23 protein-coding genes are annotated in these 23933 nt (G+C 66.9%); 14 read left to right on the top strand and 9 right to left on the bottom strand.

The window, feature by feature from the left end:
* Nucleotides 1-6 precede the first annotated feature (6 nt).
* The 4 genes from JI745_RS02630 to JI745_RS02645 form a co-directional block, all read right to left on the bottom strand.
* Nucleotides 7-1788, bottom strand: a complete 1782-nt coding sequence (locus tag JI745_RS02630; RefSeq protein WP_201803523.1) for an alpha/beta hydrolase — start codon at nt 1786-1788, stop codon at nt 7-9.
* Nucleotides 1785-4457 carry a bifunctional acetate--CoA ligase family protein/GNAT family N-acetyltransferase gene (locus tag JI745_RS02635; RefSeq protein ID WP_201803525.1) on the bottom strand — a complete coding sequence of 891 codons (2673 nt, stop codon included), beginning with the start codon at nt 4455-4457 and terminating at the stop codon, nt 1785-1787. The genes JI745_RS02630 and JI745_RS02635 overlap by 4 nt, the downstream gene beginning before the upstream one ends.
* Complete coding sequence (locus tag JI745_RS26270; RefSeq protein ID WP_404932793.1) at nt 4457-4750, bottom strand: universal stress protein; 294 nt, start codon at nt 4748-4750, stop codon at nt 4457-4459. Before JI745_RS26270 ends, JI745_RS02635 begins: the two co-directional genes overlap by 1 nt.
* 513 nt (nt 4751-5263) lie before the next feature.
* Nucleotides 5264-5842 carry a hypothetical protein gene (locus JI745_RS02645; protein WP_201803527.1) on the bottom strand — a complete coding sequence of 193 codons (579 nt, stop codon included), beginning with the start codon at nt 5840-5842 and terminating at the stop codon, nt 5264-5266.
* 149 nt (nt 5843-5991) lie between these two features.
* Here JI745_RS02645 and JI745_RS02650 point away from each other — a divergent pair, with 149 nt between their 5' ends.
* Nucleotides 5992-6816 (top strand): hypothetical protein, encoded by an 825-nt coding sequence (locus JI745_RS02650; RefSeq protein ID WP_236674880.1) that lies wholly within the window; start codon nt 5992-5994, stop codon nt 6814-6816.
* Nucleotides 6817-6839: 23 nt separating this feature from the next.
* Here the strand turns inward: JI745_RS02650 and JI745_RS02655 are convergent, their stop codons facing one another.
* Nucleotides 6840-7385 (bottom strand): DUF2726 domain-containing protein, encoded by a 546-nt coding sequence (locus JI745_RS02655; RefSeq protein ID WP_201803530.1) that lies wholly within the window; start codon nt 7383-7385, stop codon nt 6840-6842.
* A 65-nt stretch (nt 7386-7450) separates the two neighbouring features.
* Nucleotides 7451-8572, bottom strand: coding sequence for a DNA-binding protein (locus tag JI745_RS02660; protein ID WP_236674881.1), 1122 nt, complete (start codon nt 8570-8572; stop codon nt 7451-7453).
* 11 nt (nt 8573-8583) lie between these two features.
* Between JI745_RS02660 and JI745_RS02665 the strand changes: the two genes are divergently transcribed.
* From JI745_RS02665 to JI745_RS02675, 3 genes are all read left to right on the top strand, one after another.
* Nucleotides 8584-9780, top strand: coding sequence for a tyrosine-type recombinase/integrase (locus JI745_RS02665; RefSeq protein WP_201803534.1), 1197 nt, complete (start codon nt 8584-8586; stop codon nt 9778-9780).
* A gap of 266 nt (nt 9781-10046) precedes the next feature.
* On the top strand, nt 10047-10382 hold the full coding sequence (locus tag JI745_RS02670) for a YciI family protein (protein ID WP_201803537.1): 336 nt from the start codon (nt 10047-10049) through the stop codon (nt 10380-10382).
* Nucleotides 10379-11629: an RNA polymerase sigma factor gene (locus tag JI745_RS02675; protein WP_201803539.1), complete on the top strand. Its 1251-nt coding sequence runs from the start codon at nt 10379-10381 to the stop codon at nt 11627-11629. The genes JI745_RS02670 and JI745_RS02675 overlap by 4 nt, the downstream gene beginning before the upstream one ends.
* Nucleotides 11630-11677: 48 nt before the next feature.
* On the opposite strand, the gene JI745_RS02680 is transcribed toward JI745_RS02675, so the two are convergent.
* From JI745_RS02680 to JI745_RS02690, 3 genes are all read right to left on the bottom strand, one after another.
* Nucleotides 11678-12385: a dihydrodipicolinate reductase C-terminal domain-containing protein gene (locus tag JI745_RS02680; RefSeq protein ID WP_310738456.1), complete on the bottom strand. Its 708-nt coding sequence runs from the start codon at nt 12383-12385 to the stop codon at nt 11678-11680.
* 67 nt (nt 12386-12452) lie between these two features.
* Entirely contained in the window at nt 12453-13013 is a 561-nt protein-coding gene (locus tag JI745_RS02685) for a sigma-70 family RNA polymerase sigma factor (protein WP_236674882.1), read from the bottom strand.
* Nucleotides 13014-13070: 57 nt separating this feature from the next.
* Nucleotides 13071-13709 carry a DUF1109 domain-containing protein gene (locus tag JI745_RS02690; protein WP_201803544.1) on the bottom strand — a complete coding sequence of 213 codons (639 nt, stop codon included), beginning with the start codon at nt 13707-13709 and terminating at the stop codon, nt 13071-13073.
* Nucleotides 13710-13875: 166 nt separating this feature from the next.
* On the opposite strand from JI745_RS02690, the gene JI745_RS02695 reads away from it, so the two are divergent.
* The 10 genes from JI745_RS02695 to JI745_RS02740 are packed head-to-tail and all read left to right on the top strand — an operon-like array spanning nt 13876 to nt 23931.
* Nucleotides 13876-14637, top strand: a complete 762-nt coding sequence (locus JI745_RS02695; RefSeq protein WP_236674883.1) for a DUF3047 domain-containing protein — start codon at nt 13876-13878, stop codon at nt 14635-14637.
* 52 nt (nt 14638-14689) lie between these two features.
* Complete coding sequence (arsS, locus tag JI745_RS02700) at nt 14690-15703, top strand: arsenosugar biosynthesis radical SAM (seleno)protein ArsS (protein WP_201803546.1); 1014 nt, start codon at nt 14690-14692, stop codon at nt 15701-15703.
* Nucleotides 15703-17880 (top strand): FAD-dependent oxidoreductase, encoded by a 2178-nt coding sequence (locus JI745_RS02705; protein WP_201803548.1) that lies wholly within the window; start codon nt 15703-15705, stop codon nt 17878-17880. The genes arsS and JI745_RS02705 overlap by 1 nt, the downstream gene beginning before the upstream one ends.
* A gap of 1 nt (nt 17881) precedes the next feature.
* Entirely contained in the window at nt 17882-18559 is a 678-nt protein-coding gene (locus JI745_RS02710; protein ID WP_201803550.1) for a TIGR04283 family arsenosugar biosynthesis glycosyltransferase, read from the top strand.
* Nucleotides 18556-19182 (top strand): TIGR04282 family arsenosugar biosynthesis glycosyltransferase, encoded by a 627-nt coding sequence (locus tag JI745_RS02715; protein ID WP_201803552.1) that lies wholly within the window; start codon nt 18556-18558, stop codon nt 19180-19182. The genes JI745_RS02710 and JI745_RS02715 overlap by 4 nt, the downstream gene beginning before the upstream one ends.
* Nucleotides 19179-20348, top strand: a complete 1170-nt coding sequence (locus JI745_RS02720) for an FAD-dependent oxidoreductase (RefSeq protein WP_201803554.1) — start codon at nt 19179-19181, stop codon at nt 20346-20348. The genes JI745_RS02715 and JI745_RS02720 overlap by 4 nt, the downstream gene beginning before the upstream one ends.
* Nucleotides 20345-21235 carry a phosphate/phosphite/phosphonate ABC transporter substrate-binding protein gene (locus JI745_RS02725; protein ID WP_201803556.1) on the top strand — a complete coding sequence of 297 codons (891 nt, stop codon included), beginning with the start codon at nt 20345-20347 and terminating at the stop codon, nt 21233-21235. Before JI745_RS02720 ends, JI745_RS02725 begins: the two co-directional genes overlap by 4 nt.
* Before the next feature lie 19 nt (nt 21236-21254).
* Nucleotides 21255-22148, top strand: a complete 894-nt coding sequence (gene phnE / locus JI745_RS02730) for a phosphonate ABC transporter, permease protein PhnE (RefSeq protein WP_236674884.1) — start codon at nt 21255-21257, stop codon at nt 22146-22148.
* Nucleotides 22145-22969 (top strand): ATP-binding cassette domain-containing protein, encoded by an 825-nt coding sequence (locus JI745_RS02735; protein WP_310738458.1) that lies wholly within the window; start codon nt 22145-22147, stop codon nt 22967-22969. The genes phnE and JI745_RS02735 overlap by 4 nt, the downstream gene beginning before the upstream one ends.
* Complete coding sequence (locus tag JI745_RS02740) at nt 22966-23931, top strand: hypothetical protein (RefSeq protein WP_201803558.1); 966 nt, start codon at nt 22966-22968, stop codon at nt 23929-23931. Before JI745_RS02735 ends, JI745_RS02740 begins: the two co-directional genes overlap by 4 nt.
* The last annotated feature ends 2 nt before the right edge of the window (nt 23932-23933 follow it).

The following is a 23933-nucleotide window of genomic DNA, read 5'->3' on the forward strand; positions in this document are numbered from 1 at the left end:
TCTCTCTCAACGTTGATGGACATAGTGGCCTGGGCCCCGATCATCCGCAGGCAGACCCGGCAGACCCATGCGTGGCGCCGCGCCGCGCCGGCCCGAGTGTTTGGCAAGCCACGACGACCACGCCTCCCACCACGACCCTGCCGTCAGCGGCGTGGCCTGCAGCCACTCGTCGGGCGTCAGCAGCGGGTCGTCGGCATGCCGGGTGTGCACCCGGTAGCTCGACGGCACCGGGTTGCCAGGTGGGTTGACGATGCCCACGTTGTGGCCGCCGGCGGTCAGCACGAAGGTCTGCTCGGCATCGCACAGGGCGTGGAGCTTGTAGACCGAGCGCCACGGTGCCACGTGGTCCTGCACCGTGCCGACGTTGAAGACCGGCACGCGGATGTCCGACAGGTGCACCGGCGAGCCCTGCACGCGCCACTCGCCGCGCGCGAGCGCATTGCGCAGGAAGAAGCTCTGCAGGTATTCCATGTGCATGCGGTAGGGCAGGCGGGTGCCGTCGGCGTTCCAGGCCATCAGGTCGGTCAGCGTCTCGCGCTCGCCGAGCAGGTGGCTGCGCAGCCGGTGCGACCACACCAGGTCGTTGGAACGCAGCAGCTGGAAGGTGGCCCGCATCTGCCGCTTGTCGAGGTAGCCGTGGCGGGACATCAGGCGCTCCAGGTAGGCGACCTGCGCTTCGTCGACAAAGAGCGCGAGCTCGCCCGGCTCGGTGAAATCGGTCTGCGCGGCGAGCAGGGTCAGCGTCTTCAGCGAAGCCCGGCGTTGGCGGCCCAGCCAGGCCGCGACGGTCGAAAGCAGCGTGCCGCCGAGGCAGTAGCCGGCCGCATGCACCGGCTTGCCCGGCACGATGCGCGCGATGGTGTCGAGCGCCTCCAGCACGCCCAGATGGGCGTAGTCGTCCATCCCGAGCTCGCGGTCGCCGCTGTCGGGGTTCTTCCACGAGATGGCGAAGACGGTGAACCCCTTCGACACCAGGTAGCGCACCAGCGAATTCGACGGTGACAGGTCGAGCACGTAGTACTTCATGATCCACGCGGGCACCAGCAGCACCGGCTCGGGATGCACGCTCGGGGTGCTGGGCTCGTACTGGATGAGCTCCATCAGCCGGTTGCGGTGGACGACGCGGCCCGGTGTGACGGCCACGTGCACACCCGGCGTGAAGTTCTCGGCGCCGAGGGGCGGCAGGTCGGCGATGTCGCGCTGCAGGTCGTCCAGTGCGTGCAGGGCGCCTCGCCACAGGTTGTGGCCGCCTTGCTCGACGGTGCGCTGGCGCACCACCGGGTTGGTGGAGATGAAGTTCGAGGGCGCCACCATGTCGAGCCACTGGCGTGCGGCAAAGCTCACCATGTCCTCGTGGTGGCGGCTGATGCCCGGCACGCCGGTCGTGGCCCGGTGCCACCAGCGCTGCCACAGCTGGAACACCTGCGCCATCGCGTGGTACGGCGGCGCCTGCCAGGCCGGGTCGGCGAAGCGCTTGTCCTGCGGGAGCGGCTCCACCACGCTCTGGCCGCTGCAGACGCGCCAGGTGTCTGCGGCGAGCCTTCCGCTCTCGGTGGCCAGCTCGAGCTGCTTGGCCGGCGAGGCAGCGAGGTTCATCCACCAGTCGAGGTACGCACCGAGCGCGGTGGTGGGCGCCACCGTGGTGGGAAAAGCCCCCGGGGCCGACCAGGCGGCATCGAGGCCTGGAGATGGCGTGGCGGTGTGCACGGGTCGTGCATCGGCCTCGCGCAACCACGGGCTGCCGCGCCGCTCTCGCAGCCCGCGGAGTGGCGCCGAATCGGTCTTCATACCGAGGCCGAGACTGGTTGGAGCGGCAGCACGAGCCGCAGGGTGCCGGGGTCGGACCAGGTGCGATCGGCGACAAAGCCGCGTTCGAGGGCGAGGTCGCGCATGGCGCTGTTGTCGCGCAGCACGATGGCCACCAGCCGTTGTGTGCCGCGCGCGGTGAGGTGGGCCACCAGCTTGTCGAGCAGCAGGGTGCCGAGCCCTTGCCCCTTGAGATCGGATCGCACGATCACGCCCAGCTCGGCGTCCACGTTGTCGGGGTCGCAGGCCGCCCGCGCGACGCCCAGGATCTCGGGCCGCACGCCATCCGGCTCGAAGGCGATGAACGCCATCTCGCGGTCGTAGTCGATCTGCGTCAGCCGCGCCAGCTCGCTCGGCGACAGTTCGCGCCGCGCGCTGAAGAAGCGCAGGCGCAGGTCTTCCGGGGTGAGGCGGGCGACGAATTCGCTGTGGAGTTCGGCGTCCTCCGGCTTGATCGGGCGCAGCTGGATCGGGTGGCCGCGCCACGAGACGGCTTGTGCCAGGCCGTCCGGATACGGCGCGATGGCGAAGCGACTGGCGCCGGCCACCGGCGTCGGGCTCAGGCGCACGCGCGCATCGAGCGCGATGGCGCCGCTGGCATCGGCCCAGATCGGATTGATGTCGAGCTCGGCGATCTCCGGCAGGTCGGCGAGCATGCGCGAAACGGCAATCAGCACGTCGCACACTGCGTCGAGATCGGCCGGCGGGCGGTCGCGGTAGCTCGCCAGCAGGCGCGACACGCGGGTGCGCGAGATCAGGTCCCGGGCCAGCACGCGGTTGAGCGGGGGCAGCGCGAGCGCACGGTCGGCCACGACCTCGACCGCGGTGCCGCCGTGGCCGAACAGGATCACCGGTCCGAACACGGGGTCAACGCTCGCGCCGACGATGAGCTCTTGTGCCTGGGGCCGCGCCACCATCGGTTGCACGGTGAAGCCTTCGATGCGCGCTCGAGGCTGGCGCGCGCGGAGGGTGTCGAGCATGCGCTGCGCGGCATCGCGCAGCTCGTCGGCATCGTGCAGACCGAGTCGCACACCGCCGGCGTCGGACTTGTGGCTGATGTCGGGCGACAGAATCTTCAAGGCCACCGGGTAACCCAGGCGGGAGGCTGCATCCACCGCGGCCTGGGCCTCCGGCGCGACTGCGACCGTCTCGACGGTGGCGATCCCGTAGGCGCTCAACAGCGCCTTGGCCGACGCTTCGTCCAGCAGCAGCTGTGACGACCCGATCGCCTGCGAGACGATCGCCCGGGCCCGCGCCAGCGCCGGCTCGCCCGGCTTGCCGGCCGCGGGCGCTTCGAGCAGCAAGGCCTGGTTCTGCCAGTAGGTGGCGAGCATCGCGAAGGCGTTCACCGCCTGCTCTGGAGTGGCGTAGTCGGCGATGCCGGCCTCTTCGAACAAACGGCGTGCGGGCCGCACGGCATCGTCGCCGAGCCAGCACGACAGCAGCCGGCCGCTCGCACCCTTGGCGATCGGCAGGCAGGCCTGCGCGATGTCGTCGCTGCGCACGATGGCCGTGGGCGCGTGGATGAAGAGGATGGCGCCGGTGTCGCGCTGTGCCAGCAGGGCATTCAGCGTGTCGACGTAGCGCTGCGCGGGGGCGTCTCCGATGATGTCCACCGGGTTGCGGCGCGACCAGGTGGCGGGCAGGGCCTGGTCGAGTGTCGCCAGCACCGCCGGGCTGAGTTCGACCAGCGGCACGCCGGCGGCTTCGGCCGCATCGGCGGCCATCACGCCGGCGCCGCCGCCGTTGGTCATGATGGTCAGCGCAGTGTCGCGGTTGCGGCCGAAGCGGGTGAGGGTTTCGGCGGCGACGAAGAGGTCTGCCAGGTTGAAGACGCGCAGCATGCCGGCACGGCGGATGGCGGCGTCGTAGACGAGGTCGGAGCCGGCGAGGGCGCCGGTGTGCGAGGCCGCCGCGGCCGCGCCCTTGGCGCCACGGCCCGCCTTGACGACGACGACCGGCTTGTTGCGCGCAGCCGCGCGGGCGGCCGACATGAACTTGCGCGGCGATTCGATCGACTCGATGTACAGCAGGATCGAGCGCGTGTGCGGGTCGCTGGCCAGGTGGTCGAGCAGGTCGCCGAAGTCGACGTCGGCGTGCTCGCCGAGCGAGATCATGTGCGAGAAGCCGATGCCGCGGGGCCGTGCCCAGTCGAGCACCGCCGTCACGAGCGCGCCCGATTGCGACACGAAGGCCAGGTCGCCAGCCCGTGCGTCGATGTGCGCGAAGCTCGCGTTGAGCCCGATGTGTGGCGACAGCAGGCCGAGGCAATTGGGCCCCAGCACGCGCAGCAGGTACGGCTTGGCCTTGGACAACATGGCCGCGCGCGTCTCGCCGTCGATGCCTGCGGTCATCACGATCGCGGCACGCGTACCGAGCCGGCCGAGCGCCTCGATCAGACCGGGCACGGTGCGCGCTGGCGTGCAGATGACCGCGAGGTCGGGTGCGGCGGGCAGGTCTCCGACCGAGTCGAACACGGGCGCATTGCCCAGCGTGCGGTGCTTCAGGTTCACCGGCCACACGGGGCCGGCGAACGCGCCGCTGCGCAGGTTGCGCCACACCGTCGCGCCCACGCTGCCCGGCCGCTCCGAGGCGCCGATGACGGCAACGGACTTCGGCGTGAGGAGCAGGTCGAGGTGGCGGATGCTCATCAGTGCGACATCAGGACCGGCACGGTCATCGTGGCCAGGATGCCGCGCGTGGCGCCGCCCATCAGGCGCTCCGTCCAGCGGGTGTGGCCGTAGCCGCCCATCACCAGCAGGTCGGTGTCGAGGTCGGCCGAGCGGGAGAGGATGGCGTCGGCGATGGGGGTGGACGCCACCTCGCTGCGCACGTCGGCCGAGACGCCGTGCCGCAGCAGCCATTCGCGCACCTCTTCCAGCTCGGCATTCGGTGTGGCGTCGGCCAGCAGAGGGTTGGCCGGGATTCGAGATTTTTTCGCCAAAAAATGAGCTAAACCGTTGAGGGAGTTGACAAAATCGACCTCAAATCTATTCCCGTAGATTGGCTTGAATGACACTTTCCATCGCGGGTTAGCAGGGATGAATCAGGAGTCTCGCTAGGACTACGTTCTGAACGTCTGCCGGATACTCAGAAAAATCTCCTAAAAAACGTGGCCACTCGTCGCGGCCATAAGAGGACACGACGCAAATGCGAGCTGGTCAGTCATACTCGGATCCCATGCCGACTTGAGCAAGCCACCCACATGAGTCGCAACTCCTCTGCGGATCTGGAGTCTTGGAGAGCGCCTCCGGTGTACCGGCTCCTCTCCTCAGGTATGCCCCTCGTAGGAAACCACACCCATAAGGTTTGGCGTGGCTTGGCTCATCCGCAAGGCGGAGCAGAAACTGGCGTTCCGATGATCGTCAAGTGGCTACCCAAGCCGGTGGCCCTCGCTACCGAACTGGCCTGCGCTATGGCTGGGCAAGCGCTTCGACTACCGATTCCTCGTGCATCCCTAGTGCTTGCTGATGCGGATCAACTTCCTGGAATTCCACGACGCCTTGAGGGGCGCACCCTCGCTTGTTTCGGCAGTCACCTTCAGTTTCCCGATGACACCTTTGTTCGATTGATCGAAGGCGACGCAGCTGTCGAAGAATTGATCTGGCAGCGCCTCTGCGACAAGGCCGAAGGACCAGCTGGCGCTGCGTGGGACGAGCTTGTGGCAAACGATGACAGGCACCATGAAAACGTCGTCTTTGACGGGGATAAGTGGTGGCTCTTTGACCACGAGGAGGCACTCGAGCCTATTGCCCGTGTGATGAAGAGATTCGCCGCACAGGCGACGCGCCTTGAGCTGGCCGAGCATCAGGCGAAGGGCAATACGCTTGCGGCCCAAATGGCGATGAGGCGTCCAAACGATCATGGTATTGAAGGGGTCCCTGCAAGCTTGATGACTTTGCGGAAACGGCTTCAATGGATGGCGGATGCCATTCGGAATTGGCGCACGAATAGCGCGGAGGTTGACCAAACGTTCGCCGTCGCAGAAGTAGTATTGCGGTCCATCGATCTGCGCATGCCCGCGCTGGCATTGCATTTACATCGGCGCTTGTCCCGACCTGAAGGAGACACTTTGTGGAGCTCGTCGAAGTCGCCAACGCGCAATCGACCCCGTTCGCGACCCCGCCCTGCGTAGCCCGCTACGCACCGGTCTTCTGGGAGCCTCTCCCTGGTACTGGAGAGCGTGTGGTCGCGCTCGTGGCGCTGGAGCCTCACGAGGCCAGTATTCAATCGCTTACAGCGGCGACCTATCCTGTCCTTCGGTTGAATCGACTAAGAGCGATGCTTGGTCGTCAGAGGGCCAACGCCGCACAGGGTGTTCTTCGCGAAGTGGCGGACTTCATGTCCACTCGTCAGCGAGCGGGCCTTCCCATCTCAGAATTGCGCCCGCCATTCCATGGTTTTTCGGTCGGACCGACGTTTGTCGGGCGCGGCTTCTCTTTAGAACAGCTTCTTGATGCAGCAGTACGAAGCGTCACCGCTTTCGGAAGTGCTGACGAAATGATCGAGGAAGAGGAAGCGTCCGCCGCGCCGAGACACACGTTGCGTACATCCGGTTTTCTGGCGAGGCTGAAACGTCACCTGGCCGGGGACAACGAAGATTTACGCAAGCGATTCGAGCGGCGTTTGCAGCTGCCCGGTGACACGCCGGAAGTGACAGTCGACTACGCTCACGAGCGTTGGCTAGTTCAAATCACTAGTTTGCCTACGACGCAGCGTCAGGCTATGAACGCGCAGCGGGAGGCCCAGAGCAAGTTGTTTGAGTTGGAACTGGCCCGACGCGCAATGGACGGCAACCTTGTACTACCCGTTCTTCTTCTCAATGAGGATGGGTTGAACGACGCCGGTACTGACGAATCACGCGCTGAGGGAGCACGAATGCAAGAACGCCTCGTGCAGTTGTCCAAGAGCTTCGACACACAGTTGCTTCACGCTGCTTCTGCTGAACAAGGTGCACGATTGCTTTTCGACCTTGCCCCCCCTTCAGACAGGCGTTTCGCGGTTCTTTAGTGCCCAGCCCGACGCCATCCGTCTTAATCGACCGTGATCAAGATGGGTGGCACGAACGCGGCCTGGATGGCAGATTCGTCTGGAAGCGACTTCACGTGCCAGCGGAGGAGTCGGAGACCCGCAGCCGCGGTAGCTCGGTCCTTCTTCTGGTCCGTGTCTGCGCGGTCGGGGTTGTCGTGCGACTGGTCGTCTAGTTCGATGACGGCCAGGACGGAGGCGTCCTTGCCGCAGAGCACGAAGTCGTAGCTCAGGCGATTGATTCGGTTGTTCCACGCAAGGAAGTTGAAGCCCTTCTTTACGCCCAGCACACGTGACACCTGCACTTGTGCAAGCACCATGTGCTCGGGCAGCGCCTTGACCAATCGATGGTAGAGAACTTGTTCCGGCTGAGACAGCAGAATCGCTTGGCGTAAAACGGCCATTCTGCGGAAGCTCCGGCAGAGCTCGCCTTCCGACGCAGAAGGGTCAGAAAGACCAGTCCAACGAAAAGCAGTGCGACGACTAAGCCCAGCGTCTTCATGGTTAGGCCTTTTTGGTGAGGGAATGAGGCTTGAGGAGATCTTGATCATCTTGGGGCGCCATGCCGCGGCCACGTCGTCCTGTGGCTTTACGGCTCCTCCAGGATCGCATCGGGCTACGACGCAGGCTTGCGCCGGCTCGACTTCACAGCCGCCGCAGGTGCTGGGTTGAGACGCTGCAGCAGCGCCTGGACCGTTTCCGCTTCCGTGCGGTATTTGGTGGCCTCCTGCTGGCTGGCTTGCAGCTGGTCTCGCAGCTGTGCCACCTGGTGCTGAAGTGCCTCGTTGTCGATACCTCGGCGCTGGGTCGCCGCCTGTAACGCGTCGACCCTGGACTGCAACCGAGCCGTGATTTCGGCTTGTGCCAGTTCCTTCTGGCGCCCCTGTGCCTCCTGGGTCGCCATCTGGCCACGCAACGCCTCTGCTAGCTTGTCTGCCTTGGTACGCGCTTGGCGCTCCTGCTCGACTTCCAGCAAGGCCCGGCGTTCAGCAGCTGCAGCTCGTTGGTCAGCCTGGGCGACAGCATCGCGGACTTTGGCCAGTTCGGCGCTGAACCCATCCTGGAGGCGCTGCTGCTGCTCGCGGGCCTGGCCAAGCTGGGTTTGCACTTCCTGCAGCCTGGCCGCGGTACCCGCATGTGCGCGGCGCTCGGCCTCAAGGTCATTGCGCACCGCCTGGGTCGCAGCTTTGGCCGCGCCCAGCTGATTGAGCAGCTCTTCGCCCCGCAGTCGCGCTGCCTCGACGGCCGCATTGCCCTCCTGAAGCTCGCGCCGCGCCTGCTCAAGATCAGCGCGCGCCTCGATCCGCAACGCCTCCAACTCGCCCCGAGCTGACGCGGTGGCGTGACGCCAGATCCCGGCGATGGCCTCAGCGGCGGTGGCCTTGAGTTCCACCGGTAGGTCGGGGTGATCGATTTCGACCCGAGCTTTGCTGCGGAGCTCGTCCCAAAACCTGCCGAGCGCCTCGGCCGGTGTGCTCATCGTGCCCTTGCGGACGTACTGGTAGAGCTTGTTCGTCGTGGGTGTGATGCCGTAGCGGAAGAACAGCAGTGCGCAGACTTCGCGGTAGAGCGATTTCGTATCGCTGAAACGGGCCTTTAGCGTATCGACTTCGGCCAGGATCTCGTTTTCAGTGCTCATGCGTTGATAGTACGACGTAATACGTTGACTATCAAACGGCTGCGCCGCATCTCTGGACATAATCTTTCTAATGTCCATAATCTTGATGTCGCTGCTCAAAATCGCCGCTTGTGCCCGATCTCGTCACGCTCGACAGACTTCAAATCCCTGCCACCGTCTCGGGCGTCGGCGGCGCCAATCGAGCACGCGGTCGGAGCCAGATTGCCGCGCTTGACGATCGCTCGGCGGTTTTAAGCTGGCTCGCGCGCTTCACCGACTCACCGGCGACGCTGGCGAGCTACCGCAAGGAATCCGAGCGGCTGCTTCTGTGGTGTGTGCTCCAGCACCGCCGGGCGCTGTCTGACCTGACGCACGAAGATCTGCTTGTCTTCCAGCGCTTCCTCGCCGATCCCCAACCCGCCGAGCGCTGGGTGATGGCGCCGGGGGCTCGCCAGCCGCGCTCCTCACCGCTGTGGAGGCCATTCGCCGGGCCGCTGAGCCCGGCCTCGCAACGCCAAGCACTGTCGATCCTCAACGGCCTTTTCAACTGGCTGGTCGAAGCTGGCTATCTGACGGGCAATCCGCTCGCGCTCGGACGCCGCAAGGCAGCTCCGCGAGCTGCCCGCATGAGCCGTTTCCTGCCGCATGAGCATTGGCAGGAGGTCAAGACAACCATCCATGCGTTGCCGACCCTGTCGGAGCGCGACGCCGCGCGTGCGGCGCGCACGCGCTGGTTGTTCTCGTTGCTCTACCTTGGCGGGCTGCGTGTGACGGAAGCGTGCGTGACCACGATGCAGGGCTTCTTTTGCCGACGCAGCGCCGATGGGCGTGAGCGTTGGTGGCTCGAGGTGACCGGCAAGGGTGGCAAAGCTCGCCTGATACCGGCCACCGATGAGTTGATGTCCGAGCTAGTCCGCTACCGGCGCAGCTGTGGCCTGCGTGCCCTGCTGATGGCTGGCGACAACTCGCCGCTTTTGCGATCGCTGATCGGCGAGCCGAAGGCGCTGGCGCGCAGCGCGGTGCACGAAATCGTCAAGGACATCGTTCGCCAGACCGCCGCCCGGTTGCGCGCTCGCGGACCGGAGCACGAGGCTGCGGCCGCACACATCGATCGCGTGTCCTCCCATTGGCTGCGTCACACCGCCGGCAGTCACCAGAGCGACTCGGTGGACCTGAAAGTCGTGCGCGACAACCTTGGACACAGCAACATTGCCACCACCAGCATCTATGTGCACTCGGAAGACGACGCGCGGCACGACGCCACCAACGCCGGTCACCGGGTTAACTGGGAATTAGAGTGGGCCTCCACGCCGCGGGGAGCGGGCTGACGACATTCACCCACTCGGTGATTTCAGGAGGGATGCTCCGCTTGGTCCCACTTCGCATGTCGTAGGCCTGTTACAGGCCAATCTGAACGCGGCTCGATCTTTTTTAGGGCTGGCTCGGGCGGGGGTGCTTCGATTGGCGATGGAGGCCGAGGCGTCCGGGGTTCGAACCCAAAACTTTTATCCTGTTGGTGTCCAAATGCGCCCCTTCCAGACGTCATAGGATGCCCTGCGCTTTTGCGGCGGCGTCAACTTTGGGAGATCTCCACATGCCTAAATACCTCTGCCTGCAAAGGCCACTGCCTGGTGCGAATGAACCGCAGCTGTCACCGGGGGAAATGCAATCGATGTACGCGCGGTTCAACGAATGGCGCGAGCAGTTCCAGAATCACCTGACGGACGTGGGAGGCCGGCTGGGGGGGGCACGGCTAGTGGGGACGCAGGCCGGGCCGGACGCGCCGCTGGTGGAAGTCAAGGAACTGGTCGGCGGGTACATGATCGTGACCGCCTCCGATTTCGACGAGGCCATCCGCATCGCGAGCGCCTGCCCGGGGCTGATCGGCCCGCGCTCGGGAGTCGAAGTGATCGAGATCCAGACCCCTTGACAACGCAGCTCGCCGAGCATTTCTTCAGGCACGAGTACGCGAGGCTCGTGGCCTTGTTGAGCCGCCGCGTCGGCCTGCAGCACCTGGACGCCGTGGAAGACGCCGTGCAAGGCGCATTGGTCGCGGGCTTGGAGGCCTGGAAGCGTGTAGGGCCGCCCGACAACCCCACCGCTTGGCTGTACCGGGTCGCCTACAACCAAGTGATTGGCGAGCTGCGCCAGGAAGCTCGGCGCCGAAGGCTAGCGGACCAGCATGGTGCTTCGTGGGCAGAACTGGCCGAGGAGGCTCCTGACATCCAGCTGCTGGCGGACGTGCATGACGTCGAGCTTCGAATGCTCTTCGTCTGCTGCGACCCTGGCATTCCTGCGGAGTCGCAGCTGGTGTTCGCGCTCAAGACGCTCTGCGGGTCCAACGTGCACGAGATCGCACAGCGACTTTTTGCCACCGAGGCCAGCGTCTACAAGCGGCTGAGCCGCGCCAGAAGCCACTTGGCGACGTTGCGGCCTTCGCTCGACGATCTGGAAGCTTCGACGATCACTTCACGCTTGCCGGCGGTCCAGTCGATCCTGTACACGATGTTCACTGAGGGGCATCTGTCGTCCCATGCCTCGAGGCCTCTCCGTCGCGAGTTGTGCGATGAAGCCAAACGGCTGGCGCTACTGCTGGCATTGCACCCACTGGCCGGCACGCCCGAAACCTTTGCCTTGCTGGCTCTGATGCACCTGCACACGGCGCGAATGGCGGCAAGAGAGTGCGGGGCCCACGAGCTCCTGTTATTGAACGAGCAGGACCGGTCGTCATGGGACCGGGCCGAGATGGCCCTGGGGATGTCCTGGCTGGCGGCCTCGGCACAGGGGCCGGCCTTCTCGCGCTATCACGCCGAGGCGGGCATCGCTGCCGAGCACTGCCTATCGCCTTCGCTCGCAGAAACGCGCTGGGACCGCATCGTCGACTGCTACGAGTTGCTGGAGCGCGTCGCACCGTCGACGCTTCACGCACTCGGGAAAGCGCTGGCGGTCGCCGAGTGGCGCGGGCCGGAGCAGGGACTGGTCGCGCTGGAGCAGTTCGATCCGCCGGGGGCCATGGCCGACTCCTATGTGTGCCATGCGGTGCTGGCCGATCTGCACCGCCGATGTGGGCGGCTTGAGGCCTGTGAACGCCACAGCAAGTGGGCCATCGCGGGAGCGCCGTCGCCAGCGATCAAGGCCGCATTGGTGAGGAGACTCACCATTGAGCGACAGCATTAGCTCAGCGATCCGACCTCGTCGTCAAAACCCAGCGTGAACTCCCGGACCTCATATCCAGCCGTTGACGAGAAACTCTTCCAGATAATACAGCCGCTGTTCGAGTGGCTGTTGGGAAATCGCCCTGATGACCTGGGCGACGCCCGATGCGTAGGGCGAAGCGCCGAGAACGGTTGCCTCCAGGCGAATCGTGCAAGACCCCTCCTGCACGTCAATCCGGTGGAAGGCATGGCGGGCCAGGTTTTCTGCGGGGATTCCGAGTCGTGTCGCCTGCTGTTCTGCGTCACGTACGGAGGTGATTTGACTTGGCAACAAGCCCAGCGACCGTGCCAACGCAATGGCGGTACCAGGAGCTGAGGTCTTCGTGGATTGATGCGATTCAGTCAGGGCAATTTGATGTCGTTGGAAGAGATGTCCGCTTCTCTCGACCATGTGCATGAATTTCAACATCAGTATGTTCGCGTTCGGACACAAGACAACCGGAATGCCCGGCGCTTGGTTCTCGAGCATCGAGCCGGTTGCGAGCTCCACGAGCACTGAACCCGAGTCCCGGCACCATGACACAACCTCGCTAAGTTCCCGGCCGGATCCGGCGTGCACCACGATTGCCTGACTGTCCAGCGCAGATCGACTTCTCCACTGTTGGACCTGCAAAGGCGGAGCTACCTTCAGCGAAGAGAGAAGCTCTTCAGCAAGCTTGCCCGAACCGACGATGAACACCTGCATGTAATTCCACACGGTTACGTAAATGAGGGGCACGCGATCAACTCAGCGCCATCGGCTGTACGCGTTGCCAGCGTTGCGAGCAATTGAGCGGGCAGCGCTCCTAATGCCCAGTTCTCACGAGTGCGGACAAACGCTTCAGTCCGCGGTGGACCTGCACCTTGATCGCCGACTCCGATGCGCCCGTGCGTTGCGCCGCTTCCAGCACCGATAGACCTTCCACCTTCGTCAAGACGATGGCCGTGCGCTGAGCGACAGGCAATTGCTCCAGGAGCGTGCCCAGGTCGCGCTGCGTCTCCCCAGCATCTTCTACGGCGACCAGCGCCTCACCCTCGACCCCATCCAGCGGTTCGTCGTGGTCTTCGCGCCGCCCGCGTCGGCGGTAGAGATCCACCAGCTTGTGCCGGGCAATCGCGAGGACCCAGGCCGTGACTGGCAGCGCCGGCAGGTGAGTGCCTCGGTTCAGATGAATCGCCAGCAAAACCTCCTGCACCAGATCTTCGATCTCCTGCGGCAGCCGTTGCAGGCGCCTGCGGAAATAGGGCCGCAGCCGGGCGGCAATGCGCAAGAGCGAATCACGGTACGCGGCCTCGTCCCCGGCCTGCGCTCGCAGCCAGAGCGGCTTCAGTTCAGATTCGAAGTCATCGCGAGTGCCTTGGGCCATCGTGTCAGCTGCCGGTGCAGCTTCGCTCGACAAAGCTGGCATTCTGACGCCGTGGGTTCACCACCGCAGTAGTCGCTGCCCCAGCGCGGCACCTAGCAGGCCGGCCAGTCCGATGCCGAGCGTGTACCAGATGGTGACGAAAGCCATCGACGACTCGGGGCACGCCAGGGCATAACCGAAAGCGCCCACAGCGCCGGCCAGGACGCCGGCCGAGAAGCCCGCCATGCGAGGGCGTGTGGGCGCGAGGCCGCGCATGGCCCACAACGACAGGCCGAGCGCCGGCAGCGACAGCACGAGCACCGCCAACGGGCACACCTGCCACGACGCACCCAGGATCGCTTCAGCACGGTTGTCAGGTGCCGTTCGAAACACCAGCGCCGCCGTGGCGATCGCTGCCATGGCAAGCACCACCGCCAGCACCGCCAGCCCTGCAGGGGCTGTTGACGCAGCTGGCCGCGCGGCTCGGGTGGCCATCCAGCAGGCAGCTACGGCCAATGCGCCGGTGTAGGCGAGCTTCATCCACGGGTAGCCAGCGTCAAAGGCGGATGCGGGCAGGCGCCCGATCAACGTCACCGCCAGCAATGCGCTGCAAAGCAGGCCGCCCAGCGCAGCCGGCGCAAACCGGCGTGCTGCGACTGCACGCGGAGCCGGACCGGCGCTTCGGGCCAGCATGTCTACCCATGTTTCCGTCTTCACGGCCGCACTCCTTACGAGTAATGACCACGCACGCTGCGTGTCCTCTCACCAGTCTTATTCGCCGCCACCGGCGCTGCGGTTACACCGGCCGGTGGCGCGGATCAATATTTTCTTGTGTCTGTAACCCTCATGCCGCCGCCAGCGACTATGTGGACAGATGAAACCCATGAACTCCCCCACTTCGAGCGTTCCATGGGGCCGCGCGATTCTCGGCTGCTTGGCGATGCTCGGAGCGCTGCCGGCCGCGGCCGCGCCGCTGGCCGACGAGGCCGTGTGGGTCGGTCGTTTTCAGCGAGACCTCGCGCCCTGGCAGGAGGTGCGCCTGAACGACAAGCTCCGCCCCAACGAATTCAGTCTGCGCGACTGGGACGGTGCCTCGGCGCTCGAAGTGCGTTCATCGGGCAGCATGTCGCTGCTCGCCCGGCCAGTCGAGATCGACCTGCAGCGCACGCCGGTGCTGTGCTGGCGATGGCGCATCGACGCGCCGCTCAAGAAAGCAGACATGACGCAACGCAGCGGTGACGACTACGCCGCGCGCCTTTACGTGAGCCTGGCCCTGCCGGAGCGCGACAAGAGCTTCGGCCTGCGGGCGCAACTGAGCATGGCGCGCTCCATCTGGGGCCCGTCGGTGCCCGACGCCGCGGTGAACTATGTCTGGGACAACCAGAACCCTGTCGGCACCGAGCGGCCGAACGCCTACACCGACCGAACCACGATGATCGTGCTGCGCAGCGGCGCAGGCGATGCCGGCCGCTGGGTGCAGGAGCGGCGCAACGTTGGCCGCGATGTCGCCCGGCTTTATGGCGCATCGACCAGGCCGGTGCAACTCGCCCTCACTGCAGACACCGACAACACCGGCGAAACGGCACGGGCCGGCTTTGCCGATCTTCATTGGGTGCCAGAGCAGGCGCCCTGCTACAGCGGCTGACCCGCGCCGCTGTTGTTCACAGACCCTGACCAAAACACACGAGGCCTTCGAGATGCACGCCACCCTCCCGCTGCTCGCAGCCACCGACTTCCCGCCCATCCGCCGCCGGCGTCTCGATACGCTCCAGGTGAACCTCGGCTACAAGTGCAATCAGAGTTGCCTGCACTGCCACGTGGCGGCCAGCCCGCAGCGCACTGAAATGATGGACGCCGAGCACGTAGCGCTCGTACTGCAGGTACTGCAGGCACGCGGCATCGCCACGCTCGACCTGACGGGTGGCGCGCCGGAACTGAACGTGCACTTCCGCGAACTGGTGCAGGGAGCACGTGCCCTCGGCGTGCGGGTCATCGACCGCTGCAACCTGACCATCCTCTCGGAGCCCGGCCAGCACGACTTAGCGGCGTTCCTGGCGGCGCAAGGCGTGGAAGTGACGGCCTCGCTACCTTGCTACTCGCCGGCCAACGTTGATCGCCAGCGCGGCGATGGTGTGTTCGACCGCAGCATCGCCGGCCTTTGCGAGCTCAATGCCCTCGGCTACGGCCAGGGCGACGGCAAACTCGTTTTGAATCTCGTCTACAACCCGCAAGGCCCGTCGCTGCCGCCGCCACAGGCCGCCCTCGAAGCCGACTACAAGCGCGAGCTGCTCCAGCATTTCGGCATCCGGTTCGACCACCTGTTCGCACTGACCAACATGCCGGTGCAGCGCTTCGGCAGCACGCTCGTCAGCAAGGGCACGTTCGCCAGCTACATGGCGCTGCTTCGCGGCGCGTACCAGGCCGACAACCTCGACACTGTCATGTGCCGCAGCATGGTGAGCGTGGATTGGCAAGGCGACCTGTACGACTGCGACTTCAACCAGATGCTCGGGCTGCACGCTCGGCTGGAGCGGGTCGCACGCCCCCATCTGCGCGATCTGCTCACGCACGACCCCGAGGGTGAGGACATCCGCATCGCCGACCACTGCTACGGCTGCACCGCCGGCCAGGGCAGCAGTTGCGGCGGCGCGCTGGAGGCGCCCGTGCCCCAGACGGTGGTGATCCAGTTCGCCGGCAAGGGCACGCGTTGATGCCCGCCGCGCGGCTGCGGCTTTGGATCGGGGTGGCGCTTGCGGCCATCCTCTTGGTCGTGCTCTACCGGCACTACGACCTCGGGCAGTGGCTGACGATCGAGAACCTCAAGGCCAGCCGCGACGCCCTGGTGAGCCGCTACCAGGCGCAGCCGCTCGCGACCCTGGCCGTGTTCTTCGGCATCTACGTCGTCGCCACGGCGCTGTCGGTGCCAGGAGCCACTGTGCTCACGCTGGCGGCGGGGGCCATCTTCGGCCTGGCCATGGGTCTGCTGGTCGTGTCGTTTGCTTCGAGCCTGGGGGCGCTGCTGGCATTTCTCGGCTCGCGCTACTTGTTGCGCGACATGGTGCAAGCGCGGTTCGGCAAGCGCCTCGCGCCGATCAACGAGGGGCTGAAGCGCGATGGCGTCTGGTACCTGCTCACGCTGCGCCTGGTGCCGCTGTTTCCGTTCTGGCTGGTCAACCTGCTGATGGGGCTGACAGCGATGCCGGCGGCGCGCTTCTACCTCGCGAGCCAGGTCGGCATGCTGGCGGGCACCGCTGTCTACGTGAACGCCGGCACGCAGCTGGCGGCGATCGACCAGCCCGGCGACGTGTTCTCGCTGCCGCTGCTTGGCAGCTTCGTGTTGCTCGGGCTGTTTCCGCTCATCGCCAAGGCCGTGGTGGGCGCATTGCAGCGGCGCAAACGCTACGCGGGCTGGAAGAAGCCGGCGCACTTCGACCGCAACCTCGTCGTCATCGGCGCCGGCTCGGGCGGCCTCGTCAGCGCGTACATCGCCGCGGTGGTGAAGGCGAAGGTGACGCTTGTCGAAGGCCACAAGATGGGCGGCGATTGCCTCAACACCGGCTGCGTGCCCAGCAAGGCGCTCATCCGCAGCGCCAAGCTGATGCGCCACCTCCGCGACGCCGAGCGTTTCGGCGTGGTTGGCGCACGCGGTTCGGTCGATTTTGCTGCCGTGATGCAGCGCGTCTCGTCCGTCATTCGCGCCATCGAGCCGCACGATTCGGTGGAACGCTACACCGGGCTGGGCGTGGAAGTGCTGCAGGGCCATGCCCGCATCACCAGTCCCTGGAGCGTGGACGTGGCGCTCGCCGAAGGCGGCAGCCGCACGCTGACCACGCGAAGCATCGTGATCGCCGCCGGGGCCAGCCCGTTCGTGCCGCCGATCCCGGGTTTGCAGGAAGCGGGCGTGCTGACCAGCGACACGGTGTGGGGCTTGACCGAGCTGCCGCGGCGCCTGCTCGTGCTGGGCGGCGGGCCGATCGGCAGCGAACTCGCTCAAGCCTTCGCGCGCCTGGGCAGCCAGGTCACGCAGGTCGAGATGGCCGACCGTGTGCTGGTGCGCGAAGACACCGAGGTGTCGGCCCTGGTGGCGGCATCGCTGCGCGAAGACGGTGTCACCGTGCTCACCGGGCATGAGGCGCTGCGCGTCGAGTTGGGCAGCCCCGCAGACGGCGCCTCTGAGAAGCGCCTCGTCGCGCGCCATGCCGGCCAGGAGGTCGCCATCGCGTTCGACCAGATCCTGTGCGCGGTGGGCCGCACCCCCCGCGTCACCGGCTACGGCCTCGAAGAGCTCAACATGCCGCTCACCGAACGCAAGACCATCGAGACCGATGCCTACCTGCGCACTCACTACCCGAACATCTACGCGGTAGGCGACGTGGCGGGGCCTTTCCAGTTCACGCACACCGCGGCGCACCAGGCCTGGTATGCGGCCGTCAATGCGCTCTTCGGCCGCCTGCGCCGGTTCAAGGCCGACTACTCGGTGATTCCCTGGACCACGTTCACGTCTCCCGAGGTGGCACGCGTGGGCCTGTCGGAGAGTGAGGCCAAGGCCCAGGGCATCGCCGTCGAGGTCACCCGCTATGACCTTGCAGACCTCGACCGCGCCATTGCCGATGGCACCAACCACGGCTTCGTGAAGGTGCTCTCCGTGCCGGGGCGCGACAAGATCCTGGGAGTGACCATCGTCGGCGAGCACGCCGGTGACTTGCTCGCCGAGTACGTGCTGGCGATGAAGCACAACCTGGGGCTGAACAAGATCCTCGGCACCATCCACACCTACCCCACGCTCGCCGAAGCCAACAAGTACGCCGCAGGCGAGTGGAAACGAGCCCACGCCCCCCAGCGGCTGCTGCGCTGGGTGGAGCGCTTTCACGCCTGGGAACGCGCCTGAGATGGAGCCCACGCTGTCCATCATCGTGCCGGTGTTGAACGAAGCCGCCGGCATCGAGGCCACTTTGCGGGCGCTGGCGCCGCTGCGCGCGCGTGGGGCCGAGGTGATCGTGGCCGATGGCGGCAGCCACGATGCCACTGTCACGCTCGCCAGGTCCTTGTGCGAGCGCGTTCTGATCACGCCGGCCGGGCGAGCCCGACAGATGAACGCCGGGGCTGAGGTGGCGCGGGCCGACGTGTTGCTCTTCCTGCATGCCGACACCCAGTTGCCCGAGGGAGCTGACCACCTCGTGCGGCGTGCGCTCACGGCAGGTGCTGCATGGGGCCGCTTCGATGTGCGCATCAGTGGCCGGCCCGCGATGCTGCGCGTGGTTGCCACGCTCATGAACCTGCGCTCGCGTTGGACGGGCATCGCCACCGGCGACCAAGGCCTATTCGTCACCCGTACCGCCTTCGAGCGGGCGGGACGCTTCCCCGATCAGCCGCTGATGGAGGACGTGGAAATCTCGCGCCGCCTTTGCGCCATTTCCCACCCTGCCTGCCTGCGTGCGCGCGTCATGACGTCCGGCCGGCGCTGGGAAACGCGCGGCGTGTGGCGAACCATCTTCCTCATGTGGCGGCTGCGCTGGCGCTACTGGCGCGGCACGCCGGCGCAGGCCTTGGCCGAGGCCTACCGGTGAAGCGCCGCGCCGTCATCGTCTTCGCCAAGGCGCCGGTGGCTGGCCTGGCCAAGACGCGGCTCATCCCGGCACTGGGTGCGGCTGGCGCCGCCACCTTGGCCGAGCGCATGCTGGCCCACACCGCCGCTGCGGCGGCCGCGTCGGAGTCCGACACGGTGGAGCTTTGCGCCGCACCCGATGCGGAGCACCCTGCATTCCAGACGCTGGCAAGAACGCATGCGCTGCGTTTGGCCGTGCAGGGCGAAGGCGACCTCGGGCAGCGCATGCACCGCGCTTTCGCGCGCGTGCTGGGCACCCACACGCACGTGGTCCTGATCGGCACCGACGCCCCGGCGCTTGACGCTGCTTGCCTGGCCCGCGCACACGCGGCGCTCGACGAACACGATGCCGTGTTCGTGCCGGCGCTCGACGGTGGCTATGCGCTCATCGGCCTGCGTGCCCCACAGGCGTCGCTGTTCGAAGGCATCGCGTGGAGCACCGCCGCCGTGATGTCGCAGACCCGCGAGCGCCTGCGCGCCGCAAAGTTGCGATGGGAAGAACTGCAGCCTGTGGCCGACGTGGACGAACCGGCCGATCTGGTGCACCTGCCGGCCGGGTGGCTGCCGGCTGGGAGCATGAAATGAAGCGGCTGGTTCTCGCCGGCGCCGGCCATGCACATGCCCGAGTGCTGGTCGACTGGGCGCGCGAGCCGCTGCGCGGGGTCGAACTGGTGGTGGTGTCGCCGCACGCGCTGGCGCCTTACTCGGGCATGGTGCCCGGATGGCTCGCTGGGCGGTATCGCCTGGATGAGATGGTCATCGACTTCGCCGCGTTGTGTGCTGCCGCCGGCTGCCGTTGGGTGCAAGCGGAAATGCTGGGACTCGACCCCGACCGGCGCGAGCTCCGCTTGTCCACCGGCGAAGTGCTGGGCTACGACCTGCTGTCGCTCAACGTCGGGTCGACCTTGCGGCCTCCCGACGGCGCGGGTGGCCATGTGCTGGCGATGAGGCCCCTCTCCGAATTGCCCACGACCTACGAGACGGTGTTGGCCGACTGGCGACAACATTCCGCGCACACACCCTGGACTGTGACGGCCGTTGGCGGCGGCCCGGCCGGCGTCGAATCGCTGCTCGCCGTGCTCGCGCGACTGCGGCAGCTGCGCCCGGAGCGCGCCGTGCACGGCGGCCTGGTGACGCAAGACATGCAGCTGCTGCCGACGGTGTCGTCCGGCGCGCGTCGTGCGGCCGCACGCGCACTGGGCCGTGCCGGGGTGACCCTCCGGCTGGGCAGCACGTGGTGTGACACCATGGCCCGAACCAGCCAGCTCGTCCTGTGGGCGACCGGGGCGCAGGCCCATGACTGGCAACGCGACGTCTTGCGGCGTGGCCGGCTGGCAGTGAGTGAACAGGGCTTCGTGCGCATCGATGCCCACTTGCGATCGGTGTCGCACCCCCATGTCTTCGCCACGGGCGACTGCGCCCACTGGGAGGCTGGCACGCAGCCGCTTCCCAAGGCCGGCGTGGTGGCGGTGCGCATGGCGCCGGTCCTGTCGCACAACCTGCGCGTGGTGCTCGGGGCCCCCGGCCGTGTCGTTCCGTACCGACCTCAACGACAGTTCCTCGTGCTGATGGCCACCGGGGACGGCCGTGCCATCGCCTCGCGCGGGCCGTTCAGCGCCGCTGGGGCCTGGGCCTGGCGCTTGAAGGACTACATCGACCGCCGCTTCGTCACACGCCACACGCTGCCCAGCGCGACCGCGGTTTCCAAGCTCTCCACCGCTTCCAACACTCAAGAAAGGGACCCTGCATGAACGTCCTGCGCCGCCGGCTCGTGGCCGGCATTTCCGCTGCACTCGCGCTCCTGCCGGTGATGGCACACGCCCAGACCGCTCCGCTGAAGTTGGGCGTGGGCATGTTCCAGCCCGATCGCGAGAAGAACGACGCCACCTACCGACCGCTGGCGCAGCACCTGTCGCAGCGCCTCGGCCGCCCCGTCGAGCTGCGCACCGTCGACAGCTGGGAAGGGCTCGCCAAGAGCCTCGCCAATGGCGAGACCGACATCGCGCTGATGGGGCCGTGGGGTTACGTGCTCGCCCATCACCATGCCGGGGCGCAGGTGGTGTCGACCATCCTCTACCAGGGCAAGCCGGAGTACTTCGCGATGATCGTGACGCACCCGGATTCCGGCCTCACCACCGTGCAGGACCTGCTCGGCGCCAAGGGCAAGGGCCGCAGCTTCGCCTTCGGCGACAAGGGCTCGACCTCGGGCTACCTGATCCCGCTGCACTTCTTCATGCAGCAAGGAATCGACCCCGAAAAGCATTTCGGCCGCGTGCTGTACACCAAGCATCAGGCCATCCAGACGCAGGTGACCGCGGGCCAGCTCGACGCGGGAGCCGACTACAACCGCAACCGCACGGCCATGATCGAGCAGGGCTTGATCCGCGCCGAGCGAAGCAAGGTGATCTGGCAGTCGGCACCGCTGCCCAACGACGCCGTTGCCGTGAGCGCCGCGCTGCACCAGGACGCCGCCTTCGTTCGCCGCCTGCAGGCTGCGCTCGATGAGGTGGGCCCGTTGCTCAAGTCGCAGCCTCAGTTGCTGCCAGCCAACTACACCGGCTTCATTGCGTCCGACAACACGTTCTACAAGCCCATCCGAGATGCCGGTCTCACAACCGGCAAGCTGGGGGCGAAGTGAACGCACGGAGCACCAGCCGATGACCCACGCGGTGATGCCTGCCGTGAAGGCGCCCGCAGCGCGTGGCCGGCTCGCGTTCCTCGCACTGGTTGCGCTCTATGCCGCCGTGGTGCTTGGCTGCCTGTACACGCTCGCCGCGGCCGGCGATCTTTCACTGGGCCGCAACCCATGGCAGAACCTCGTGAAGTCCCTCGGCGACTTCTCGCGGCCCAGTTTTCTGGACGTCTGGTTCGGCCCCGAGCGGCTCGAATACCGCAGCGACGACGGCACGGTGCTGCGCGTGGAGAACCGCCGCGAACTGGAGGCCCAGTTCCTGGCCGGCCTGGCGCGCGCAGCGTGGACCACCTTTCAGATAGCCACCCTGGGCTCGCTGCTCGCCGCGGTGCTGGCGCTGCCGTTGTCGATGGCGGTGGCGCGCAACCTGCGCGCGCCGCGTGCAGTCGCATGGGCAGCCAAGGCGGTGCTCGACGTGGCGCGCTCGGTCCACACGCTTGTCTTCGGGCTGGTGCTGGTGGGCATCGTCGGGCTGGGGCCGACGGCCGGCATCCTCGCGATTGCGCTGCATTCGATGGGCACCTACGGCAAGCTCTACGCCGAGAGCATCGAGGCGATCGACATGGGTTCGGTCGAGGCGGTGCGACTGACCGGGGCGTCGGGGGCGCAGGTCTTCTTCCACGGGGTGTGGCCCTCGGTGCTGCCGCAGTTCGTGAGCCACCACCTCTACGTGTGGGAGTTCAACATCCGCGACTCGACCATCCTCGGGCTCATCGGCGCGGGTGGACTGGGGCTCCTGATCAGCGAAGCGGTGAGCCTCTTCCAGTGGAGCCGGCTGGCCACGATCCTGATCGTGGTGGTGGCGTTGGTGATGGCGTTCGACGCGTTGTCGCGCCGCATCCGTGAGGCCTTGCTGTGAGTGAGCCCCGCACGCCGGTGGACGATGGCCTCGCCGCGGTGTGGCTAGATCGTGTCCACGTCGAGACAGCAGGCCGAGTGCTCCTGCGTGTGGACCGGCTCACCGTGCAACATGGCGAGCGTCTGGCCATCGTCGGGCCCAACGGCGCGGGCAAGAGCACGCTGCTGCGGCTGCTGGCGGGGCTGGTGCCGGCGGCCTCCGGCGAGGTGCGCGTGCTGGGCAAGGCGCTGCACGAAGTGGCGCGTCACGAGGTCGGCCTCGTGATGCAGAGCCTGCACCTCGTGCCACGGCTCAGTGCGCGCGAAAACGTGATCGTGGGGGCACTGGCCCGCCTGGGCGGCGGGGATGCACTGCGCAGCTGGCTGCGCCTCTACCCACCCGCGCTCGTGCATGAGGCCAATGCGGCATTGGCGGCATTGGGCCTCCGTGAACGGGCTGACGCGCGCGCCGACAGCCTGTCCGGCGGCGAGCGGCAGAAGGTCGCGCTCGCGCGGTTGCAACTGCAGCGGCCACGGCTCGTGCTGGCCGACGAGCCCACTGCCGCGCTCGACCCGAGCGCCACGCAACAGGTCTGCGATGCCTTGGCAGCGCTCGCCGAACCGGCGGGCCGCACGCTGGTGAGCGTGGTCCATGACCCCGAACTGTTGCCGCGGCTCGCCACGCGCGTCATCGGCATCGCCGCTGGCGAGGTGCAGTGGGACCTGCCCCTGCAGGAGCTCGACCCCGGTCGCCTCGCCTCGCTCTACCGGCCGCGCAGCGCCACGCAAACCCCTGTGGCACGACCCTCCGGGCTCGTCCACCAACTCAGGAGATCCACATGAACGCCGGCCGCAGCTGCCCTCTGCACTACCAATACGGCCCCGACACCTTCGTGCGCCCACCCGAGCTGACGGCGATCGACACGCTCTATGTCGTGGGCGGTCTCTACGGCAACGAACTCGCGTTGAACCGGGTGCTCGACCTGTTCGCGGCCGAACCGGGTCGCACCCGGCTTGTCTTCAACGGCGACTTCCACTGGTTCGACATCGACTCGGCGATCTTCGCCCGGGTGCAGGCCAAGGTGCTGGCCCACACGGCGCTGCGTGGCAACGTCGAGACCGAGCTGGCGGCCGAGCCGGCCACCGACGAGGAAGACGCCGGCTGCGGCTGCGCCTATCCCGACTGGGTGGGCGACGCCGTGGTGGAACGATCCAACCGGATCCTGCGGCAACTGCGCACCGCTGCCACGCCGGCCCAACGCGCGCAGCTTGCTGCCTTGCCGATGACGTTGCGCGCCGACGTGGGCGGGCTTCGCCTTGGCATAGTGCACGGCGATGCCCAGTCGCTGGCCGGCTGGGGCTTCGCCCAGGAGCACCTGCGCGATGTGGAGCACCGCGCCACCGTGCGTGGCTGGTTCGAGCGCGCGCAGGTCGACGCGTTTGCCTGCACGCACACGTGCCTGCCGGTCTTCCAAGGGCTCCGGGCTGCGGGCCCGGCGGATGGGGCCAGCCCCCGCTGGATCCTCAACAACGGTGCTGCCGGCATGCCCAACTTCGCGGGCGATGCAGCGGGCCTTCTGACGCGTGTCGCCTTGCGCCCGTTCAACGGTCCGGAGCGACGCTTCGGCGTGCAGGTCCGCGACGCCTTCATCGACGCGATCGCCATCGACACCGATGCGACGCTCGCGCAGATTCAGTTCCTGAACCAATGGGCCGAGGGCAGCGATGCCCACGCTTCCTATTTCCACCGCATCGCCCACGGCCCCACCTATGGCCTGGGCGAAGCCATCCGACTTGAGGAGTGAAC

Origin of the sequence: Piscinibacter sp. HJYY11 (genome assembly GCF_016735515.1) — a bacterium.
GTDB lineage: Bacteria > Pseudomonadota > Gammaproteobacteria > Burkholderiales > Burkholderiaceae_C > Rhizobacter.

Excerpts from the sequence above, each read along its gene's own strand:
- JI745_RS02630 (WP_201803523.1), bottom strand. The coding sequence starts at position 1,788 with ATGAAGACCGATTCGGCGCCACTCCGCGGGCTGCGAGAGCGGCGCGGC.
- JI745_RS02635 (WP_201803525.1), bottom strand. The coding sequence starts at position 4,457 with ATGAGCATCCGCCACCTCGACCTGCTCCTCACGCCGAAGTCCGTTGCC.
- JI745_RS02645 (WP_201803527.1), bottom strand. The coding sequence starts at position 5,842 with ATGCAATGCCAGCGCGGGCATGCGCAGATCGATGGACCGCAATACTAC.
- JI745_RS02655 (WP_201803530.1), bottom strand. The coding sequence starts at position 7,385 with ATGATCAAGATCTCCTCAAGCCTCATTCCCTCACCAAAAAGGCCTAAC.
- JI745_RS02670 (WP_201803537.1), top strand. The coding sequence starts at position 10,047 with ATGCCTAAATACCTCTGCCTGCAAAGGCCACTGCCTGGTGCGAATGAA.
- JI745_RS02685 (WP_236674882.1), bottom strand. The coding sequence starts at position 13,013 with ATGGCCCAAGGCACTCGCGATGACTTCGAATCTGAACTGAAGCCGCTC.
- JI745_RS02695 (WP_236674883.1), top strand. The coding sequence starts at position 13,876 with ATGAACTCCCCCACTTCGAGCGTTCCATGGGGCCGCGCGATTCTCGGC.
- arsS (WP_201803546.1), top strand. The coding sequence starts at position 14,690 with ATGCACGCCACCCTCCCGCTGCTCGCAGCCACCGACTTCCCGCCCATC.
- JI745_RS02705 (WP_201803548.1), top strand. The coding sequence starts at position 15,703 with ATGCCCGCCGCGCGGCTGCGGCTTTGGATCGGGGTGGCGCTTGCGGCC.
- JI745_RS02710 (WP_201803550.1), top strand. The coding sequence starts at position 17,882 with ATGGAGCCCACGCTGTCCATCATCGTGCCGGTGTTGAACGAAGCCGCC.
- JI745_RS02720 (WP_201803554.1), top strand. The coding sequence starts at position 19,179 with ATGAAGCGGCTGGTTCTCGCCGGCGCCGGCCATGCACATGCCCGAGTG.
- JI745_RS02725 (WP_201803556.1), top strand. The coding sequence starts at position 20,345 with ATGAACGTCCTGCGCCGCCGGCTCGTGGCCGGCATTTCCGCTGCACTC.
- phnE (WP_236674884.1), top strand. The coding sequence starts at position 21,255 with ATGACCCACGCGGTGATGCCTGCCGTGAAGGCGCCCGCAGCGCGTGGC.
- JI745_RS02740 (WP_201803558.1), top strand. The coding sequence starts at position 22,966 with ATGAACGCCGGCCGCAGCTGCCCTCTGCACTACCAATACGGCCCCGAC.